The following is a 16,374-nucleotide window of genomic DNA, read 5'->3' on the forward strand; positions in this document are numbered from 1 at the left end:
ACGCACGTGAGGCCGTCATGGACACGTCATCGGGCACGTCATCGATTACTGCGGCACGCGTGCCGGCCAAGCCTGCCCGGCGTGCCCTGCTCGCGGGCGGTGCCGCCCTTGCAGCGGGCGCATGGCTCTCGCCCTTCTCCATGATCGCTTCGGCGCGGGCGGCAACGGCCGCCGTGCCCGCCAACGCCGCTGGCCCGAAGCGGGTCATCGTCGCAGGCGGCGCGCTGACGGAGATCGTCTACGCACTCGGCGCGCAGGACCGCGTGGTCGCCAACGACCTGACGAGCCTGTACCCCGAAGCCGCGACCAAGCTGCCCAAGATCGGTTATCTGCGCACGCTCTCGGCTGAGGGCGTGCTGTCGTTGCATCCCGATCTGCTGCTCGCCGGTGCGGAAGCCGGACCGCCGAATGTGCTGACGCAAATTGCGGCGGCCGGCGTACCGGTGAAACGCTTCACGCACGGCTACACCGCCGAACTGGTGCGCGACAACATTCGTGATGTCGCCACCGCGTTGCGCGTGAATGACGACGGTGCGCGCGTGGCCAATCGCTTCATGGCGGACTGGCAGAAGGCACGCGACGAGATCGCCCAACGCTATGGCAAGCAACGTCGCCCGCGTGTGTTGTTCATCTTGGGTCACACCGGCAATCAGGTGATGGTCGCGGGGCAAGATACCGCCGCCGACGCGATGCTCGCCTTCGCCGGTGCCGAGAATGCGTTGAGCGGTTTCACGGGGTATCGCCCGCTGACGGCAGAAGCTGCCGTCGCGGCACAGCCCGACGTGCTGCTGACCACCACGACCGGTCCGTCCAGTGTCGATCCTGCCGCCACGCTGCTGGCACACCCCGGGCTGGCGAATACGCCTGCCGGACGTGCCAAACGTGTCGTGAGCTTCGACGCGCTCTATTTGCTCGGTTTCGGCCCGCGCCTGCCGCAAGCGGTTGCCGAACTGGCGCAGCGCGTGCACGCGGCGTAAAGCTGCTATTGGTCCGCTATTGAACAAAGACATGTCAGCCGCTCCCCCGATCAACACAACCAATACGCTCAACACCCTCACGCAACCTGCGACCGGCATCGCTCGCCGACGTCCACCGCGTTGGCTGGTGATGACGGTACTCGTCACACTGCTTGCGCTGGCGGTGCTCACGGCGCTATGTGGCGGCGCGTATCGGATTGCCCCCAGCGAGGCCATCATGGCGCTGTTTCGCGGCGCCAGTGGCGATTTTGCGCAGGATCAGGCGCGCAGCGTGATGTTGCAGATCCGTCTGCCGCGCATCGTGCTCGGCATCCTCGTGGGTGCCGGGTTCGGCGCAGCGGGTGCGGCGTTGCAGGCACTCTTTCGCAACCCGCTTGCCGATCCCGGTCTGATCGGTGTGGCGAGCGGTGCGGCGCTGGGTGCCGCCGGGGTCATCGTGATGGGCGGCGTGTTGTTGCCTGCCGCGCTCGCCGCGTCCCTCGGTCTCTGGATGCTGCCGCTGGCGGCGTTCGTCGGTGCGCTCGGTGTCACCGCACTTGTCTACCGGCTTGCGGCCGGACGGGGGCGTCTCGCGTTGCCATTGTTGTTGCTCGCTGGGATTGCGATCAATGCGATCTCCGGCGCCGCCATCGGCTTGCTGACGTATCTCGCTAACGACACACAACTGCGCACGCTCACGTTCTGGACGCTCGGCAGTCTGGGCGGTGCGCAATGGTCGATGCTGGCCGTGATCGTGTGGCCGGTGGCGTTGGGCATCATCGTGCTGGCGAGCCAGTGCCGCTCGCTCAATGCGCTGCTGCTCGGCGAAGCGGAAGCCTTGCACTTGGGTGTGGCCGTGCAGTCGGTGAAGCGTCGCGTGATGGTGGCGTGTGCATTGTGCGTTGGCGCGCTGGTGGCGTCGAGCGGGATGATCGGCTTCATCGGCCTGATCGCGCCGCATATCGTGCGCTTGGTGGTCGGTCCCGATCCGCGTGCGGTGTTGCCGGCGGCGGCGCTGTTCGGCGCGATTCTGACGCTGCTCGCCGATCTGGTGGCGCGCACGTGGGTCTCACCGGCCGAATTGCCGCTCGGCATTCTGACGGCGCTGCTGGGGGCGCCCTTCTTCCTCATGCTGCTGTGGCGACGCCGTGGCCAGTTCGGGCTGTAGAACGGGACCGAAACGTGCAACGACACCCGACAGGAATTCAATATGCTTAGCGCCCACGATCTGACCATTGCCCACACCGATTCGCCCGTGCTCGACGGCCTGTCGCTCGATATCCGTCCCGGCGAATTGCTGGTCTTGCTTGGACGCAATGGCGCAGGCAAGAGCACGTTGCTCAAGGCGCTCGCCGGTGAGCCAATGTCGCCGCGTGCGCGCGTGTCTGGCGCCATTACGCTCAATGGCGCGCATCTCGCGCAATACACCACGGCAGCGCTGGCTCGGTTGCGCGCTGTGTTGCCGCAAACGGCGCAGTTGTCGTTTCCGTTCAGCGCGCTGGAAATCGTGACGATGGGACGTTTGCCGTTCGCCACACCGCGACGCGGCAACGCACGGGGTGCGAGCGATACGGAGATTGCAACAGCGGCGCTGGAGCGCGTAGGGGCGGGGTCCTTGCTGCATCGCGACGTGACGACGTTGTCCGGTGGCGAATGGGCACGCGTGCAGTTCGCGCGGGTGCTGGCGCAGTTGTGGCCATCGGATGCTTCGGATGCTTCGGATGCTTCGGGTGCTTCGGGTGCGTCGAAGGAGACGGCGGCTTCAGTACCACGCTATCTGCTGCTCGACGAGCCGACGGCGGCGCTCGACCTCGCGCATCAGCATCATTTGCTGTCTCTCACACGTGAGCTCGCGAAGTCATGGGGATTCGGTGCGATGGCGATCGTGCACGACGTCAACCTCGCGGCGCGCCATGCCGACCGGATGGCGCTGCTGGCCGACGGCCGCATTCTTGCGACAGGCACGCCGCGCGAGATCATGCGCGCCGATCTGATCGAGCAGACGCTCGGTCTGCCGGTGCATGTGATTACGCCCAACCTCGCGCACCTTTCTCATGTCTCTGCGGGGGCGGCGGGCGTGCCGATTGCGCTACCGGCGTAGTCAATCGCCACTCAAGCTTCCGGCACGCCGTCCTTTTTGAGATTGGCCCGTGCGCACAGCACGGCGGCCAGATCCCAAAGCGCGTAACCCACGCTCTTGAACAGCACCGGGCCGCTGGCGCGGAAACGGTCGGGGGTGATGATGGCGTCCATCAACGGTGCGGCACGGCCCCAGTCGATCGCGGCGTGCAGCAAATCGCCAGCTTCGTGTTTGACTTCCCACGTGTCGACCACCAGCGTGCCGCGCACGGCGGCATCGCGGCACAACTGCGGTGGCAGTTCTCGCATGTCGGGGCGGAACGCACCGACACCCGCGACAAAAATGTCGTCTCGCCACCGCATCGCATCACTGTCGGGCAACACCGGCTCGCTGCTCGTGGTGGCCGTGATGACGATGCTCACCGTACTCAGCACCGGCTCAATGGCATCAACAACCGTCGCCTCCACACCAAGCGTCGCGGCATGATCGGCCAACGCATGCGCACGCTCCGGGCTGCGCGAGAAAATCATGAAGTGACGGGTGCCCATACCGGCCGCAAAGGCTTCGAGATGCGCACGCGCCTGCACACCCGCGCCGACGATCAGCACCGGGCCCTGCGGTCGCGGCGCAAACTTGCGTGCGGCAAACAGTGTGACGGCTGCCGTACGGCGCCCGGTCACCGTGGGTCCGTCGAGCAACATCAGACGCTCGCCGGTGTGCGGATCGAACACCATCACTTCGCCGATGATCGACGGCTTGCCCGCGCGACAGTTCTCGGGATGCACCGTGATGTGCTTGGTCATCGCAACATCGCGATTGGTGGCGGGCATGACCAGCAGCACACCGCCGCGACGGCCGCGTTCAGGTTCGGTCAGGGGAAAATGCAGACGCTCCGGCGCACGCGCCGTGCCCGAGCGCATCTCCATGAGCATGGCCTCGATACCATCGGCCAATTGCGGATAGGGTAGCAACTGCGCAGTTTGACGCGCATCCAGCGTGATCATCGATGTGTCTCCGCTACAGGGCGTGTACGCACAGTCCGATGGCGTTTCGACTCGCTACCGACACATCGCGTCACGTATTGCCAACATTGCTATGTCTGATTTTTAGTGTAGCGCGCATCGCGTCGACGCGTCTGCTTCATCAAAAATTAATCAGGGCAATCCTTGTGGCGGAATAAGCACATCCCGAGCAGATTCCAGGCGCATGTAATCCATGAGCAGCGCACATGCGCTCAGCGACTCGCATTGCGCATGCGCTTGCCGTCATTCACGCTCGCTCCGCGTACCTCGAAACGAACGCTATCGCGCACCGTGCCCGACGCATCGACGAGTTCGAGCGTATGACGTCCCGGCCACGGCAACCAACTCACGCGGGCACTGCCACTCAACGGCTTGCCATCGAGTCGCCACGCCGCTCCCTTGGGCCATGCCGCAGCCACCTGAAACCACAGACGCTGGTTGGCCGGGGGGATATCGGGGTCGAGCGCGACGATCGTGCCGTCGGCCGGACCGGAAATGCGCCACAGCGGTCCGCCCGGCGCTTTCGATGCGAGCGACGACAAGGCAATGGTGCTTTGCCCGGTGCCCGCGAGAAACCACTCTTCGCGCGCGGGTTCGACGTGTTCGGCATACTGCACTGCGACATGCTCCACGCCCGCCGGTGGCGTTGGTGGCAAGCTGGCCGTGCGGCGGTGCAGATAGTCCATCACGCGATGCCAGATCGGTGCGGCCCCCGAGACACCGGAGACGTCCCACATCGGCGCACCGTCCGCATTCCCCACCCAGACACCGACCGTATAGCGGCGCGAATAGCCCACTGCCCAGTTGTCGCGCATGTCCTTGCTTGTCCCGGTTTTGACGGCGGTCCAGTAGCGCGTGGAGAGCGGACTATCGAGCCCGAACGTGCGCGTGCGCGCCTGCCGGTCGGAGAGCATGTCGGACACGATGAAACTCACCTGCGGTGAGAAAACGGACGTGCGTACGTTGGCGTTGGCGTTGGCGTTGGCGTTGGCGTTGGCGTTGGCGTTGGCGTTGGCGTTGGCAGCGAGTTTGCCGGTGCCGGTGCGGGATACCAGCGGCATCTGATCCTGCGTGCCGCTCGCCACGCCATTGTTGGCCAACGCGCGATAGGCATTCGTCAGCGAGAGTAGCGTGACGTCGGCGCTACCCAGTGCAAGACTAAAACCGTAGTAGTCGCCGCTTTGCGTCAGCGGCAAACCCAACGACACCAGCGTCTGCGCGAAACGGCGCGGCGTCACCATCACCAACGTGCGCACCGCAGGCACGTTCAACGACGACGCGAGTGCCGTGCGCGCGCTGACCCAGCCCTTGAAGTGGCGGTCGTAATTCTGCGGGATGTACAAACCGCCACCCGTCGGCAAGTCGAGCGGCGAATCGTCGAGCAACGTCGCCGCCGTGATCCGCTGTTCAGCGATTGCCTGCGCGTACAGGAAAGGCTTGAGCGTCGAACCCGCCTGACGTAGCGAAGTCACCCCATCGACCTGTGCCGCCGCCGAGAGCGCGCCTGACGAACCGACCCACGCGAGAATCTCGCCACTGGCGTTGTCGATGACCACCAGCGCACCATCCTGCACGTTACGCGAACGCCCGGGCGCACCAAGCTCACGCAGCGTCTGTTGCAGCGTGGTGACGGCCATGCGTTGAAGATTCGCGTCGAGCGTACTCGTCAGTCGCGTTCCTGCCGGTGGCCGGCTCGCAGCGAACACACGGCGTGCGAAATGCGGTGCCAGATTAACCGCGTCGCGCGTGGTCATGACGGCCGCAGGACGTGAGAACACAAGTTGCGTGTAACCCTCAAGTCCGTTGCAGTCGTTGGCCGCCCCTCCCGCACCGCCCTGCGCCATATCGCGGAGAATGCCGCACGCGCGTTGCGACACCCGTGCAGCTGGCGCATTCGGTGCACGCAACAACGCCACGGCTATCGCGGACTCGCGTGCGTCCAGTCCGATCGGCAGCTTGCCGAAGAGCGTCTGCGACACCGCCGAGAGCCCAACCAGTTCTCCCCGGAATGGCACGAGATTCAGATACGCTTCGAGAATCTGATCCTTGCGCCAGCGTTGTTCCAGCCACACCGCCGTCGCGGCCTGACCGACCTTCTGCGTCATCGAGCGATTGCGCGTGTTCGGCCGCAAATCGTCGTCGAGCAAACCTGCCAACTGCATCGTCAGCGTCGATGCACCGCGCGTTCGTGAGTGCCATAGATTGCCCCACGCCGCCGCCGCAACGCCCCGCCAGTCGACGCCACTGTGCTCGTAGAAGCGCTTGTCTTCGGAGACGATCAACGCCTGTCGAAACGCGGGCGATACATCGGCCAGCGTGACCCAATCGCCACGTTGCGCGCGCATGTCGGCACGCAAACGCTGTAACGGCTGCCCGTGTCGGTCGAGCAAGATCCAGTCGGACGCGCGCCAATCCTGCCGCACCTCATCGAACGACGGCACAGCATGCGCGGGCTGCACCGCCTGTAGCGTGCACAGCGCGAGCGCGACGACGGCCGACGCCGCCAGACGACGAAGATCAGGCACTGCGAGCGTCTCCACTATTTCCACCACCGCCACCACTTTCACCGCTTTCAGCGCGTCCACTGCTGCTGCCGTTTCCGGTGTTTGCACCAGAAGCGCGTACGTCATTGCCCGGGCGTTTGGCCAAGATTCCAGCCGTGAGCAGCAACTGCGCCAACGCGTAGAGAATCCAGATGGCGTATTCCTGTGCAGGCACGCTGCCAACGAAGCGGGTGGTGCCGATCAGCGCATCCGAAACGGTGAATAGCAGCGCACCGACGGCAGCCCATTCGCCCCCGACACCAGCGAGCAGCGCCGCCGATGCCATCATCGCCAGTACGATCACGTAACAGGCCACGGGGGCCTTCAATTCGCCCATACCGGGCCAGTACATCACGTAGGCGAGCGCCGCCGTGATCCACACCAGCACAATCGCAACCCGATGCCATGCGGGCACTTGCGACCACCGGCGTCGCACGCGCCAGAACAGAACGAAGTAAGCAAGATGCGCCAACAGGAACGCGCCGAGTCCAAGCACAAAGCCCTGTGCCATTCCCGGCAATGCCAGCAGCACATCCCCCGCCCCCGAGAAGACCAACGCCGCGCACAACCACACGCGCTCGCGGTGTTCCCGGTGATAGAGCGCCGCGAACAGCAACATCACACACAGGAAGACCTTGGCGACGGCCTGATCGGGATACGGCGCACCGCGCAACGACACCGCATAGGCGGCCCCGGCGGCCGCCGCGAGCCACCAGAAGCGCCGTGCTTCGCGCGGCATCGCCGCCGCAGGCTGGAAGAAGTTCGACGTCATTGCGCCCTCAAGCTCCGATTCATTTGGCCGGAATGACCTGCACCACAGCGTTGGGCGACTCGCCATACATGGCCGGTTCGTACATCGCTTCGACACGCGTCGGCGGTGTCGCAAACTTGCCGACGTTGTTCAACCGCACGGTGTACTCGATGCGATGCTGGCCCTTCGGCAGATAGTCGTAGTACGCGCGGTAAGCATCCTGCGCGCGTTCTTCGAATGCCGGCATGGCGCCTTCGCTGCGCTCGCCCTGTGTCGCAATGGCGGAGTCACGGCCCAGCCCGCCACCCAGTACCGTTGCACCGCCCGGCAGCGGATCGCTCACCACCACCCAGCGCATATCCGCCTGCGCATCAATATCGAGACGCACACGCAGCACGGCACCGCGCATATAGCTATCGCCCGATTTGTCCGCCGCATCCTGCACCTGCACGCTGCGCGTGACCCGATAGCCGGCCGAGAACGGTGCCTTGAGCGGTACCGCCGCAAGACTCTGGATCGTCGCCCACGGTTTGCCCGCGCCGGTCTGGTCAAGACGCAACACGTCGCGGCCATTGTCGGCGCCCGTGGCAGCCTGCGCGAGCCACGGCAGCGATACCGCAGGCGGCACCGTGCCCGCTTTCAGCTTGTCCCAGTCGACCGTTTGCACGCCACCGCTCGTCTGGTTGTCGCGCTGCCATTGGATCGCCGTCTGGCCCGTCGGCGTGTCGCGTTCGAAACGTGCCGAGAAGCGATCCACGGCCAGCCCACCCCACACGTTCGCCGTGGTCGTCGACCACGCGCCGCGCGACTGCAAGCCAAGCAACCCGATGACGAGACGCGGCATTTCATCCTTCCATGCCGGGTTTGCGTTCATCAGCAGCGCCAGTCGCGCCGCGTTGGTTTCCGGGCCCACCATCAGCCACCAGAGCCCGTCGCTGGACTGCGTCGAGAAGCCCACTCGCGTGCCCTGATACGACAGCCGCGCCCGCAGAATCTGCTCGGCCTGCGCCATTTGCTCCGCGCGCTGCGGCACATCGGGCAAGCGTTGCAGAATCGCGTACCAATCGATGACGGCCGAGGTCGGCCAGTCGTTCGGCGCAATCGTCAGCGAACTCAGCATCCGAGCGTTGGCGCGGCCATAACGCGACAGCGCTTCGATCGCCGTGAGCTTACGCAGCGTCAGGTCGTCGCGCGGTGCCCAGAACTTGCGAGTCAGGCGACCTTCGACAAACGCCGCCAGCCCGTCTTGCATGCGCGCAAGCGCATCATCCGGAATGGCGTACGCCGGGTCGAGTGCCTTGGCTTCATTGCTCACCGCCAGCAGATAGGCCGTCAGCGTGTCGCTGCCTTGATTGGCAAAACCTTCCTGCGGCGGGAAGTAACTGGCCAGACCGTCTTCGTCGAGATACGACGGCAACGTCCCGGTCACCCGCTTCCACTGCGCGACATCACGCAAGCCCAGCGCCTTCGACGCCTGTTGTTCGAGGCACGCATACGGATACAACTCGAACCAGCGTTTCACCCCCGGCAACCCTTGCGACAGTCGCGGCTGCAAGCTGACGCGAACGCCGCCTCGCAACTTACCTGTGCTGTCGGCCACGGCACCGGCAGGCGCCGCCATCGGCAACGTGAGGCTGCCCTCCACTTGCGTGAGAACCGACTGCTGAACGCTCGCGGGCAATGCCGGCTGAATGTCCTGGCCGACCTTGATCGCATCGCTCGCCGCTGCCGCGCCACTCACACCGGGTGCCTGTGCGGAGACTTCCCAGAGCACGCGTTGCGCGCGGGTATCCGCCAGCCCAGTCGGCGCGGTGACTTCCCACGCCACTTCGCGCGATTCGCCCGCCGGCACGTCGATGCGTTGCGGTGCCAGCGTGAGTTGCGTCGCACGGGCGGTCAATTGCACCTGCATGGCGTGCTGCGTCGTGTTGCGTACCGTGAATTGCGCGCGATAGTTGTCACCCTCGCGCACCAGCGGCGGCAGCCCCGAGATCAGTTGCAAATCCTGCGTGGTGCGGATCGTCGCCGTGCCCGTGCCGAACCAGCCGAGCGCCTTGGCACTCGAATCGCCCGGTTTACCGTCGTCGGCAATTGCCACAATACGGAAGCTCGATATCGCGTCGTTGAGCGGCACATCGACGCTCGCCTCGCCCTTGTCGTCGAGTACCACGCGCGGCTGCCACAGCAGCAATGTGTCGAACAGCTCACGCGTCGGGCTCTTGCCGCCACCACCGCCGGCCGGCACCGCCTTGCGGCCATAGTGTCTGCGGCCGATGATCTCCATCTGCGCCGTGGCAGTCGTCACGCTATAGCTGCGGCGCTGCCACATGGCGTCGAGCAGATTCCAGCTGGTGTTCGGCGCCAGCTCCAGCAGCGCCTCGTCCACGGCGGCGAGCGCCACTTCAGACCCCGCCGGCATCGGCTTGCCGTCCGGCTGCGTCACCTTGATGCGCACCTTGGCATGACCGCGAACCGGGTAGGTCGCCGCATCCGGTTTCACTTCGACGCCAAGACGCTGGCCAGCCGTGCCCACACGAAGCTCCGTCACCCCGAAGCGATACGCGGGTTTGCCCAGATCGACCAGCCCCGTGGGCGCCTGATATTCGCGTCCCTCGTACCAGAACGCCCGGAACCATTCGAGCGGCTGTTTCCAGCCCCACTGGAAGAAGGAATACCAAGGCACTTCGTGAATGCGTCCACGCACCGCCAGCACCGAAACATAGACGTTCGGGCCCCACGACGGATCGACCTTCAGCGAGATGTTCGGCTCCTTCCCTGAAATCTCCATCGTGCGCGTCTCGATCACGCCCTCGCGTTCGATCGACACGAGTACGGTCGCCGTACGGAACGGCATGCGCACCTGCAACTTGGCCGTCTCACCCGGCTCGTAGTTGCGGCGCTCAGGCAGTACATCCATGCGATCGGTGTTGTCGCCGCCGAACCACACTTCACCGCGTCCGGTCACCCAGACGCTGGTCGTGGCCGTGCTCAGATTGCTCTTGTCGTCCTTGGCCTGCGCGACCAGTGTGATTTCGCCCGGCTGGGTGAGCGACACATCGCACGACAGCAGCCCGCGATCGTCAGTCTTGCCGCTGCATACGGTCCCGAGATCCTTGACCTCGGTGCGGTTGTCATAGGCGTAGAAGCCCCCCACCATCCGCTTGCGACTGCTGGTGGTAATGCGCGCCTCAGCACGCACATCCATCGCCACGCCGGCCTTGGGCTTGCCTTGCAGATCCAGCGCGATCGCCTTTACGGGCAGCTTGTTGGTCACCGACACCCAGCTTTCACTGCGCACGCCCGTAATCAGATTGGCGGGCCACAGCGTGCCGTTGCCGCGTAGCGTCTGAATCTCGCCATTCGGATCGGCAAAGCTCGCTTCCAGCACCAGATCGCTCGGCCGATCGACCTTCGGCAGATCCTTGAGCGTGAGACTGCCCGCCCCATTGCGATCGAGCACCAGCCGCTGCTTGTCGGCGACGAGCTTCTGGTCGCTCGCCCCAGCGCCATCGTCGCCATTCTGGTCATCATCATCCGACGCCCCCGTCTGTGCCGACGGCGGACGATAGGGCGTGAAGCTGAAATCGTCATATCCGTCGAACGTGAGATCGCGCGGACGCAACAACGCGGACACGCGTACCGGCAGATTCCCCGCCGGGCCACCTGCCACGTAGTTCACCTGCACATTTAATGGCGCTTCTGTCTTGTTGATGAGCGGCGACTTCGCCGCGTCGCGCACGCCGATGCTGCCCGCCAACACCGGCAGGCGGAAGGCTTCGACACGGAAACGACCGGCATCGAGCGACGCCGGGTAATTCGGTGGCCGCTTGTCGCCATCGGCGTAGTCGAGCGAGACCGAGTACTCGCCAAGCTTGGCGCCTTGCGGAATCTGGAACGAGTTCTCCGCCAGCCGGCCATTGCGCCAGGTCACGGGCAACGTATAGGTCTGCCCCGATCCCTCATGCGTGATGGTCAGTTGCGACGGCAAGCCACCGGGCAACGACAGGCCTTGCATCGTTTCCTGACGGATGAAGTGCTTCATCGAGACGGTTTCGCCGACACGGAACAACATGCGGTCGAACACCGTTTGTGCTCGCACGGTCGGGCTGCTGCCGCCATCGGTCGGCACGTGGAAACGCCACGGCTCGATGCCGCGATTCCAGTCCGACGAAACAAATGCCATGTCGGGGTCATCGCCCTTCGTGCGAGCAACGACGAAGTAGCCCGACCGGCTGGTCCTCTCGCAGTACTTGTAGCTCTCGAACGGCTTGTCGATCTTCGCGACACCCGTCTTGTCGGTCACGGCAGTGCCGACTTCATTGCCGTCGCAATCGAGCACACGCACGCTGGCGTTGGGCACGGGCTGCCCTTTGTCGAGCGTCGTCACCCAAGCCACAGCGTTATCACGGCCCATCTTGAAGTGCACACCAAGGTTGGTCACAAGCACGGTGGTACGCACATACATCGGCACCGCTTTACCCAGCAGCGCCGCCGCCAGTGAAGGCGATGCGAGCTCCACCACGTAGAAACCCGGTTTCTGGAACGGGATACCGACGACCTCGAACGGACGCGGGTCTTTCTCCTTCGGCACCGGCAACGTCAGGGCCTGCACGCCCGGCAGGCCCGAGAGCAGCGACAGGCTGCGCGTGTCGTAACGCGTCACCTTGTTTTCGACAATGGCGGCAGCGTTCGGACCGAAGCTGTCCTTGGCGGCCGGCGCCGTGAGGATCGACGGCATGTCTCCGGCAATCTGCTTGCGCGTCATCCATGTCTCGTCGAAACGGCGCACTCGCGACAGCCACTCCAGCACCTGCGTGTCGTCCTCTACGCGCAGTTGCAAGGTGCGCCCGTTGGCGGCCGCTTCTCCCGCGACGCCAAGACCGTTGATCTGCAACGACGGTTCGACCTTGCGCAACGTGACGGGCAACATCGGCGGCATACCGGGTTCAGCAAAACGCTCGACGATACCGAACGGCGCCGCGGCAAACTTCGCCAGCGGCGGCATCGTCGACGTCTTGGTATGCAGCGGGAACTCACCGGCATTGGCCAGCGGACGTCCGCTGTCATCGGCGAAGCCCTTCGGCAGCGTAATGGTCAGTTCCGCTTTCTCGGGAAACGGTGCATCGAACGTCACGTCGGTCACACTGGCCGAGCGATCCGTGGCATCCATCTTCGGACTGCGCTCTGCCCCCGCGCCGGTAACGCGCAGCTTGGCAGCCATCTCTCGTGCGACCGGCGAGTTGAACGTCAGTCGCAGCGGACGCAATGGGGTGCACGGCGCATTGGCGTTCTCGCGCTCGCAACTGAAGCTGGCGGTGAAGGGTTCACGCACCTCATATTCGAACGGGCGCGCCTTGCGCGTCGCCACGCCGGACGGCGTCGCGATGCCCGCGCCCCAGACCAGATGCATCTTCGCGCCAGCGGCCAGCGTGCGATTGCATTGCAGCATCACCACACGAGAGGCCTGCTTATCCAGATTGAACCGCTTGAGCAGCGCCGTGCGCGCGTCCCCCTCGATCCACTTCACACCGATGCGCTCACCAATACCTTCGGTCTCGCACCATGCGTTCTGACGCACGCTGGCGGGGTCTGCCTCGCCATTGAGCGTGAGGACGAAGATCTGGTTTTCGTCGATGGGGCCATACGACGGGCGAATCCCCGTCACGGCAGGGCCGCCGGTGTTGAACGCGTAACGTGTCGTACCGTACACCGCCGTGCCCGAGACGGCGGATAAACCGCTGCGCAGCTCTACCGCACACTTCGCGCCGGGAGGCAGTGACTGCTTGAAGTCGTACACCCAAATTTTGGGTTCGAGCCAATGACCGTCACCGGTGAGTTTGGCGTCGGAGCAGCGCACGGTTGCCGGTGCCTGCGCCCGGGGATCTCCCGCCGGGACGATCGCTTCGTCGAATTTGACGACCACCTGATCGACGCTGGCGACTTCGCCCTGCGGACTCACGCTCGTCACACGCGCCGCGTGTGCGGGCGACGTCGCGAAGACGCCTAGACACAGTGCCGCCAGCGCCAAAGGCGCGGCCGGCCAGACTCGTTGCGTTCGCTGCGTTCGTTGCGTTCGGCTTAGCATGCCGGACTCCTCCCGGTTTCTGGTCATCGGATTCTACCCCGCACCTTTTTGCATCTCGAACCATTTCCCAGTGACAACGGCAGGTATTCATGGCAATTCGGATTCCAGAGCACGGCGATTCGGACAATCGGCCGGTGGGCCACGGACGCGGCCTATGTCACACTGCCAACTTCCCGTCTTCGCGCCACTGCCCCCATGTCCATCGCCTTTCTCCATCCGAAGAAGAATGCGCTGGTCTATCTGGTCAAGATTCTCGCCGGGTCGCTGATCGTCTGGTTCGGCCTGCGGGCGGCCGGCTTTCCCGAGCCGTATTGGGCGATGATTTCGCTCATCATCGTGACCGAGCCTGACCCGTTACAGGCGCGCAGCAACTTCAAGGCGCGCTCGATCAATACGATCAGCGGGGCCATCGTGGCGTGTATTGTCTTGCTGGTCATGGGGCCAGGATTGGCGGCCATGCTGGTAGGAATTACTATCGCCACGCTCGCGGCGATGCTGGTGCAGAACTATCCGGCCAACTGGCGGCTTGGGCCGGCCACGGTCGTCATTCTGATGTCCGCTGCGCTGAGCGGTCAGGGACAGGGGCTCCACGAGGAGCTGAGCCTCGCGATGCTGCGCGTGATCGAGGTACTGGTCGGTTCGACCGTCGCGCTCATCATGTCGCTGATCTACGGACGTTTCGTCAAACCCTGGTTGATGCCGGGTGACTGATGCCGGGCGACTAAGGCCGGAGCCGAAGACAAGCGCCTGCGCCGGGCGACTATGGCGGTCGATGCGAAGCGGGCCAGGTTGGGCCAGGTTGGCCCAGCCCGATCAGTCGTCCGAGCCGACCACCCGACGCACACCCGTGCTGCGTGCGAGATAGTGCAGCGGCAGCGAGTTGCTGCGCTTGAAGGCACTCAACACGATATTCGAGCGCACGTTCTCGACGCCCGGCACCTGCATCAGGCGCTTCATCACGAAGGCCGACAAAGCATTGAGGTCCGGCACGACGATGCGTAACAGGTAATCGGCCTCGCCGACCACCGCATGGCATTCGAGCACTTCAGGCAATAGATCGATCTCGGCCTGAAAACGCTCGATGACGTGATCGCCGTGATGTTGGAGGCGCAGCGTCGTGAATGCCGTCACCCCAAGGCCCAACACCTCAGGGCGCAACACCACCCGATACCCCTCGATGATGCCCGCCGCTTCGAGCCGCTGAAGCCGCCGGCCGATCTGCGACGCCGAGAGCGCCACATCTTTGGCCAACTCATGATGCGTGGCCCGTCCGTCCTTCTGCAAGGACTCCAACAGGGACAGATCGTAGCTATCCAGATCAACCATGACGATTCTCCGCAATAAATCGCTTATTTTTGCGAACTTTATGCAAACGGCTTTCACCACAGGCGCATTATGCGCCCATTTCGCATGCCATGCGCACTACACTTTCAATCATTGTTACTGCCTGATTGAGACGTAAGCATCATGTCCACCACCGCCATGCTCCAAGAGCAATTCGACGCCGGTCTCACGACCCGGCCCGACTTCACCATCGATCAACCCGTCGAGCAATACGGCGCCGTTGATCACGCGGTGTGGCAACAACTTTACGAACGCCAGACCGCCATGCTGCCGGGCCGCGTATGCGATGCCTTCATGGACGGCATTCGCGCTCTCGACATGGACGCCCGCCGCGTGCCGGAGTTCGCCCGTCTGAACGAAAAGCTCATGGCGTCCACCGGCTGGCAAGTGGTGGCAGTGCCCGGTCTCGTGCCGGACGACGTCTTCTTCAACCATCTGGCGAATCGTCGCTTTCCCGCCACGTGGTGGATGCGCCGCCCCGACCAGCTCGACTACCTGCAAGAACCTGACTGCTTTCACGATGTGTTCGGCCACGTGCCGCTGCTCGCCAATCCGGTATTCGCCGACTTCATGCAAGCCTACGGTCAGGCCGGCAAGGTCGCGCAGGAAATCGGGGCACTGCCGCTGCTGGCGCGTCTGTACTGGTACACGGTCGAATTCGGTCTGATGCGCGATGGTGACGGCCTGCGCATCTACGGTGCCGGCATCGTCTCGAGCCGCGGCGAAACCGAGTTCTCGCTGACCTCGAACGAACCGAACCGCATCGGCTTCTCGCTTGACCGGGTACTGCGTACCGAATACCGCATCGACACGTTCCAGCAAACCTACTTCGTCATCGACGACTTTGCGCAACTGTTCGACGCCATGCGCGCCGACCTGCCCGCGCTGTTCAAGGCGCTGGCGGCCGAGCCGTCGTTTGCCGCCAACGCTCGCCTGCCGGAAGATACGCAGATCATTCTGCCGGCATGACGCGCCGGCCCGGTCGATGTTGAGCAAGACCGGGCCGCTTCCGATGTTGCTACCCGATGTTGTTACGCGCCGCCTGAGGGTTCTGCCCCCTCCGGGCGGAACTTGCGCACGTCACATCTGCCTGTGAAACAATAGCCATTCGACGGGCTCAAAAGGCGCGTCGATTCGATATTCGATTCGTACGGTACTGAATACGCTTTGAAAGGAATGCCATGACAACACGACTCTCATCCGAGACGCGCGCCAGCCTGGCGGAAGTGCTGCCCGAGTGGCACCAGGTGGTTGGACGCGACGCGATCCAGCGCAGCTTCACGTTTCACGATTTCAATGAGGCTTTCGGCTTCATGGCGCAGGTCGCGCTCAAGGCCGAAAAGATGAATCACCATCCGGAGTGGTTCAACGTCTACAACAAGGTCGACATCACGCTTTCGACGCACGATGCCGATGGTCTTACCCAGCGCGACGTCGATCTGGCGCTCGCCATCGATCAGTTCGCGGGCGATCGCGCCTCGGCCTGATCTCAGCCGGATTTCAGCCGGATCACGACGTCTCACTTCTCCACTTTTCACCCAGCATCGGACGGTATCGCGGCCACTGAGGGCCCGGTCCGCACCGATGCCGCGG

General features: G+C 64.3%; 10 protein-coding genes and 1 pseudogene. 6 read left to right on the forward strand and 5 right to left on the reverse strand.

The window, feature by feature from the left end; genetic code table 11:
- The first annotated feature begins 17 nt into the window (after positions 1–17).
- From AT302_RS26920 to AT302_RS26930, 3 genes and pseudogenes are all read left to right on the forward strand, one after another.
- Positions 18–977 (forward strand): heme/hemin ABC transporter substrate-binding protein, encoded by a 960-nt coding sequence (locus tag AT302_RS26920; RefSeq protein ID WP_058379980.1) that lies wholly within the window; start codon positions 18–20, stop codon positions 975–977.
- Between the two features lie 31 nt (positions 978–1,008).
- Positions 1,009–2,124, forward strand: a complete 1,116-nt coding sequence (locus tag AT302_RS26925; RefSeq protein ID WP_058376617.1) for a FecCD family ABC transporter permease — start codon at positions 1,009–1,011, stop codon at positions 2,122–2,124.
- Positions 2,125–2,226: 102 nt separating this feature from the next.
- A pseudogene (locus AT302_RS26930) lies at positions 2,227–3,057 on the forward strand (ATP-binding cassette domain-containing protein); the annotation flags it as partial.
- A gap of 11 nt (positions 3,058–3,068) precedes the next feature.
- On the opposite strand, the gene AT302_RS26935 reads toward AT302_RS26930, so the two are convergent.
- The 4 genes from AT302_RS26935 to AT302_RS26950 form a co-directional block, all read right to left on the reverse strand.
- Positions 3,069–4,040, reverse strand: a complete 972-nt coding sequence (locus AT302_RS26935; RefSeq protein WP_058376619.1) for a delta(1)-pyrroline-2-carboxylate reductase family protein — start codon at positions 4,038–4,040, stop codon at positions 3,069–3,071.
- Between the two features lie 230 nt (positions 4,041–4,270).
- Entirely contained in the window at positions 4,271–6,688 is a 2,418-nt protein-coding gene (gene pbpC / locus AT302_RS26940; RefSeq protein WP_084656493.1) for a penicillin-binding protein 1C, read from the reverse strand.
- Positions 6,576–7,373 carry a lysoplasmalogenase gene (locus tag AT302_RS26945; protein WP_064675012.1) on the reverse strand — a complete coding sequence of 266 codons (798 nt, stop codon included), beginning with the start codon at positions 7,371–7,373 and terminating at the stop codon, positions 6,576–6,578. The genes pbpC and AT302_RS26945 overlap by 113 nt, the downstream gene beginning before the upstream one ends.
- A gap of 19 nt (positions 7,374–7,392) precedes the next feature.
- Positions 7,393–13,437, reverse strand: coding sequence for an alpha-2-macroglobulin family protein (locus tag AT302_RS26950; RefSeq protein WP_058376620.1), 6,045 nt, complete (start codon positions 13,435–13,437; stop codon positions 7,393–7,395).
- A 195-nt stretch (positions 13,438–13,632) separates the two neighbouring features.
- On the opposite strand from AT302_RS26950, the gene AT302_RS26955 reads away from it, so the two are divergent.
- A complete protein-coding gene (locus tag AT302_RS26955) occupies positions 13,633–14,148 on the forward strand; it encodes an FUSC family protein (RefSeq protein ID WP_058376621.1) in 516 nt (171 codons plus the stop codon).
- A 102-nt stretch (positions 14,149–14,250) separates the two neighbouring features.
- Here AT302_RS26955 and AT302_RS26960 read toward each other — a convergent pair whose 3' ends face one another.
- Complete coding sequence (locus tag AT302_RS26960) at positions 14,251–14,763, reverse strand: Lrp/AsnC family transcriptional regulator (RefSeq protein WP_058376622.1); 513 nt, start codon at positions 14,761–14,763, stop codon at positions 14,251–14,253.
- A 141-nt stretch (positions 14,764–14,904) separates the two neighbouring features.
- Here AT302_RS26960 and phhA point away from each other — a divergent pair, with 141 nt between their 5' ends.
- Together phhA and AT302_RS26970 are read left to right on the forward strand one after the other, a co-directional pair.
- Complete coding sequence (gene phhA / locus AT302_RS26965) at positions 14,905–15,750, forward strand: phenylalanine 4-monooxygenase (protein ID WP_058376623.1); 846 nt, start codon at positions 14,905–14,907, stop codon at positions 15,748–15,750.
- A 212-nt stretch (positions 15,751–15,962) separates the two neighbouring features.
- Positions 15,963–16,268 carry a 4a-hydroxytetrahydrobiopterin dehydratase gene (locus AT302_RS26970; protein ID WP_058376624.1) on the forward strand — a complete coding sequence of 102 codons (306 nt, stop codon included), beginning with the start codon at positions 15,963–15,965 and terminating at the stop codon, positions 16,266–16,268.
- The last annotated feature ends 106 nt before the right edge of the window (positions 16,269–16,374 follow it).

The organism is Pandoraea norimbergensis (assembly GCF_001465545.3).
GTDB classification, from domain to species: domain Bacteria; phylum Pseudomonadota; class Gammaproteobacteria; order Burkholderiales; family Burkholderiaceae; genus Pandoraea; species Pandoraea norimbergensis.